The sequence below is a fragment of the Micromonospora sp. ATCC 39149 genome, assembly GCF_000158815.1.
GTDB lineage: Bacteria > Actinomycetota > Actinomycetes > Mycobacteriales > Micromonosporaceae > Micromonospora.
Genome location: NZ_GG657738.1, coordinates 4,880,043 through 4,884,509 on the forward strand (window position 1 = coordinate 4,880,043; position 4,467 = coordinate 4,884,509).

The window sequence follows — 4,467 nt, forward strand, 5'->3', positions numbered from 1 at the left end:
CCCCGCCCCGCCGGTACGCGCTGGTCGGCCTCTTCGTGGCCACCGGCGTGGTGTCGCTGCACCGGCTCACCATCCTCTGCCTGCTCGTGATCGTGGTCGCCTTCGAGGCGCGACGGCTGGGCGTGCTGCGGGCCGCGCTGCGCCCCGGCCGTGTCCGCCGGTGGCGGCTCCTGGCGGTGGCCGCCGGCCTGGTCGCGGCCGGCGGGGTCGCCGCCGCGCTCGCGGGCGACGCCGTCCGGGAACGGGCCGAGGTGGCGCTGACCGAGGTCGGCTCGCTCGACGTGCGCTCCGACACGTTCATGCACGGCCGGGGCGCCATCTGGAACGACGTCGCCCGCATCCTCGGCCGGTCCACGCCGGACGTCTGGCTCTTCGGGTTCGGCTACGAGCCCTGGGACATGCACAACGACCTGCTGCGGGTCCTGGTCGTCTGGGGGGCCGTCGGTCTGGTCGTGGTCGTCGGGGTCGTCGCCGGCCTCTACGTCGTCGTCCGGCAGCGGTGCGCCGGGCCGGCGCAGCGCTGGGCGCTGGGCGTGCTCTACGCGGTCTTCGTGCTCTTCGGGCTCACGCAGAAGCCGATGGCGTACCCGTACTTCATGTGGCTGTTCCTCTACGGGCAGCTCGTGATCCTGTCGTTGGCCGGCGTGACAGTCACGTCGGCGGGCGGCGCCACGGTCACGGCCGACGTCGAACGGGGGGAGGAGGGGCGGCTCGATGAGGCATCCACTGCCGGCGTCCGTCCAGGGTGAGAGCAGCGGCGGCGGGGCCCCACAGGCGCGCGACGACGCGTCGGTGGTGCCGACGTTCTCGGTCTGCATCGTGGTCCGCGACCGGGCCGTCCTGCTGGTCAACGCCGTGCGCAGCGTGCTCGCCAACCACCACCGGGACTTCGAGCTGGTCGTCGTCGACGACGGCTCGGCCGTCCCGGTCACCCGGGTGCTGGCGGAGGCGGGCGTGTCCGCCGACCGGCGGGTCCGGGTGCTCAGCCTGCCGCCCAGCGGCATCGCCCAGGCGCGCAACGTCGCGCTGCGCGCCGCGACCGGCCGGTACATCACCGTGCTGGACTCCGACGACGAGCTCTCCGCCGACGCGCTGGCCCGGCTGCACGACCTGCTCACCGCCACCGACGGCGACTGGGTGTACGTCGACTACCACGAGGTGCGCGGCGGCAGCTCCCGGCACATCCGGCTGCCCGAGTACGCCTCGGCGCGGGCCATGCTGCTGGGCGTGCTGACCCGCCCCCGGCTGCCGTTCAAGCACTCGGGCACCACCATCGACCGCCGGGTGCTGGAGCGCATCGGCGGGTACGACGAGAGCTTCCGGCTCTTCGAGGACGTGGAGCTGATGCTGCGGGCGCTGCGCGCCGGCGTACACCCCCGGCACCTGGCCCACCCGGTCGTCCGGTTCCGCCGGCACGACGGCAACGTCACCCGGGGCCGGCTCGGCGGGCTGGTCTTCTGGTTCCGGCTGGTCGACACGTACTGCCCCTCGCGGGTGCCCGGGGCGGCGTTCGGCATCAAGGCGCTGCGCACCCTGAGCGAGACGGGCAAGTGGCTTGTCAGCCTCGGCCGTTGACTCCGGGCGCGGCGGAGGGCCGGGCCACGGCGCAGAGCCGGAGCACGGGTCCGGTCACCGGCGCGGGCGGGCGGCCACGATGCTGGCCCAGGTCGGCCTGCTGGGGCTGAGCCAGGCCGGCGTCACCGTCGCCGCCTTCGGCAGCCAGGTCCTGCTCGCCCGCACGCTCTCCCGGGCCGATTTCGGCTCGCTCACCGCAGTGCTGGCCGTGGTGTCGCTGACCGCGCCGGTGGCCGTCTTCGGCGTGTCCGAGCTGTGGTTGCAGGTGTTCGGGCAGGAGGGCGCGCGGGCGTACCGCTGGGTGGGGCCGTCGCTGCGGCTGGCCGGCGTCGCCTGCGCGGTGCTGTTCCTCGGTGTCCTGGCCTGGAGCGCCGCCGAGCTGCCCGACACCACGGCGGCGGCGGTGCGGGCCCTGCTCGCCACCGTCGTGGTGGCCCAGGCCGCGCTGGCGCTGGCCGGCTCCGTGCGGCAACTGCGGGGCGACTACCGGGGGCTGTCCGCCCTCCAACTGGCCCCCCACCTGGGTCGGGTGCTGGTCACCCTGGCGGTCTGGGCGGCCGGGCTCTCCGTCGTCGCCGTCGCGGCCGGGTACGCGGTCGTCGCCGTGGCGACCGTCGCCGCCTGCCTGCTGGTGTCGCGCGAGTTCCGGCGCGGCGCGATGCCGCTGGAGGGGCATCCCGTCCCCGCACCGTCCGCCACCTCCGACGCCGGCCCCCGGCTGGGTCACCTGGTGGGGGCGACCACCCCGTACGTGCTCGGCAACGTCTGCTACCTGCTCGGCATCCACCTCGGCACGGTGCTCACCGCCGAGTTGCTCGGCGGCGCGGCGGCGGCCCTGCTCGCCGTGCCGATGTCCGTGCTCATCGCCGTGTACCTCGTCCCCCGGGTCGTCTACCAGCAGTACCTGCTGGGCAAGCTGCACCGCTGGGCCGGTTCGGACGCCGAGGCGGTGCTGCTGGCGTACCGCTGGGGCAGCGCCGGGATGGTGCTGCTCGGCGCGGTCGTCGCGGCGGCGGTGGCGCTCGGCGGCCTGGTGGCCCTGCCGCTGGTGTTCGGCCCGGAGTACCGGGCGGCCGCGCCGGAGCTGGCGGTGCTGGCGCTGGCGGTGCCGTTCCGGTTCGGCGGCGCCGCCGTGGCCGCCCTGCTGACCAGCGGCGGGCTGCTCCGCCGTAAGGTGGCGTACCAGGCCGTGGGGGCCCTGGTGCTGCTGGTCGCCCTGGCGGTGGCCGTGCCGGCCTGGGGCGTGGGCGGTGCCGCCGGGGCTACCGTGTTGGCGGAGGCGGTAGTCTGCTGCCTGCTCTGGGTCGCCGCCCGGCGGGGCGTCGTGGGTGACTCCCCGCTGCCCACCTGGCGCGACCTGCGCAGGCGCTTGAGCAGGGAGGCTCCCCGTGCGTCCTGAACCGACCGCCGTGCCGTGCGAACCGGCACCCGGGCGCTCCGCACCGGCCCCGGTGGCCCGCCGGCCCCTGGTCGTCGGCTACTACGGCATGGAGAACGTCGGCGACAACGCGTTCTGTGTCGTCATGGACTGGGCGACCCGGGTCTACTGGGGAGCCGAGGAGCCCGTCTTCGCGGCGCCGCCCATGGTGGACCTGCCGCCCGAGCGCACCGGCATGGACCCGCGCTGGTACCGCTCGCGCGGCACCGCCGACCGGGCCGGTTGGGTGCTCAACAAGGCCGCCCTGCTGCGCCGCTCCACCATGCTGGTCTTCGGCGGCGGCTCCGTGTTCCGCGAGATGGGGCCGCTGAGTGAGAAGAAGGTCTTCTCGCTCTTCTCCGGGGTGTCCGGGCACCCGATGGCCGCCGTCGGGGTCTCCGTCGGCCCGTTCGTCTCCGCCGCCTCCGAGCGCCGGTTGCTGCGCGTCCTGCGCCGGGTCGCCTTCATCGGGGTACGCGACATCGCCTCCGCCGAGATCCTCGAACGGGCCGGCTACCCGGGCGTGCTGGTGCCCGCCGGCGACCTCGCCGGCCTGCTGCCCGAGGCGCTCGGCGAGCCGGTGCCGCCGCGCCGGCCACGCCCCACCGGCCGGGCCCGCCTCGGCGTGACCCTGCTCGGCGTCGACCACGAGGCCGCCGACGTCGACGTGCGCCGCCGCGAGGACGCCCTGGTCGAGGGGGTGCGCGCGCTGGTGTGCGCCGAGCCCGTCGACGTCACCGTGTTCGTGTTCAACACCCACCCGGTGTACGGCGACGAGCGGGTCAGCGAGCGGCTGCGGGCCGCCGTCGCGGGGCACTGCGACGTGCGGGTGGTCACCGCCCGCGACGGCGTACGGGCCTGCTGGGACGAGATGAAGCGCTGCGACCTCGGGCTGCACATGCGGCTGCACGGGGCCGTCTTCGCGTACCTGGCGGGGGTACCGTTCACCCTCGTGCCGTACCAGCAGAAGTGCGACGACTTCCTCGACGAGATCGGGCAGCCGCCGGCCCTGCGGATGGGTCGGGTCCCCGACGACCCGACCGAGGTGACCCGGACGCTGACCGCCCTGCTCACCGAGCTGGACGTCCCGGAGCTGCCGCGCGCGATCTACGCCGAGCGTGCCCGGCGCAACTTCACGGCGGCACCCTGGGCCCGCACCGCCGGCCCGGCCCCGTCGGTGCGGTGATCCGCCCGCGCCCGCTCACCGCCGCCGGCCTGCTGGTGGCGACGGCGCTGGTCGTCGCCATGGTTCTGCTCGCCGGCATGGCCGCCCTCGGCACCGCCGGCGACAGCGACCCGGACGGCGCCGTCCGGGCCGCGCCGGCCTACACCCCGTCGGCACGCGGGACGCTGCGCGGGCTCGCGCCCGCCGGGACGCTGATCGGCACGGCGGTCGACCCCCGGGGGCTGAACCTCGACCCCGCCTACCCGGGGGTCCTCGCCGCCGAGTTCAACGCGTCACCGCCGAGAACGCC

The 4,467-nt window shown here is 75.7% G+C and carries 5 protein-coding genes; all 5 read left to right on the top strand.

Annotated elements, in window-relative coordinates; genetic code table 11:
• On the top strand, window positions 1-749 hold a 749-nt coding region (locus MCAG_RS21280; RefSeq protein WP_036374571.1), incomplete at its 5' end, for a hypothetical protein.
• A complete protein-coding gene (locus tag MCAG_RS21285) occupies window positions 715-1,575 on the top strand; it encodes a glycosyltransferase (RefSeq protein WP_007075048.1) in 861 nt (286 codons plus the stop codon). The genes MCAG_RS21280 and MCAG_RS21285, both read left to right, overlap by 35 nt.
• Window positions 1,576-1,654: 79 nt before the next feature.
• Window positions 1,655-2,974, top strand: a complete 1,320-nt coding sequence (locus tag MCAG_RS21290; protein ID WP_007075049.1) for a polysaccharide biosynthesis C-terminal domain-containing protein — start codon at window positions 1,655-1,657, stop codon at window positions 2,972-2,974.
• Window positions 2,964-4,178, top strand: a complete 1,215-nt coding sequence (locus MCAG_RS21295) for a polysaccharide pyruvyl transferase family protein (RefSeq protein ID WP_007075050.1) — start codon at window positions 2,964-2,966, stop codon at window positions 4,176-4,178. The genes MCAG_RS21290 and MCAG_RS21295 overlap by 11 nt, the downstream gene beginning before the upstream one ends.
• On the top strand, window positions 4,175-4,467 hold a 293-nt coding region (locus tag MCAG_RS33810; protein ID WP_036374575.1), incomplete at its 3' end, for a hypothetical protein. The genes MCAG_RS21295 and MCAG_RS33810, both read left to right, overlap by 4 nt.

Coding starts and splice junctions, on each gene's coding strand:
- MCAG_RS21285 (WP_007075048.1), top strand. CDS start 715: ATGAGGCATCCACTGCCGGCGTCCGTCCAGGGTGAGAGCAGCGGCGGC.
- MCAG_RS21290 (WP_007075049.1), top strand. CDS start 1,655: ATGCTGGCCCAGGTCGGCCTGCTGGGGCTGAGCCAGGCCGGCGTCACC.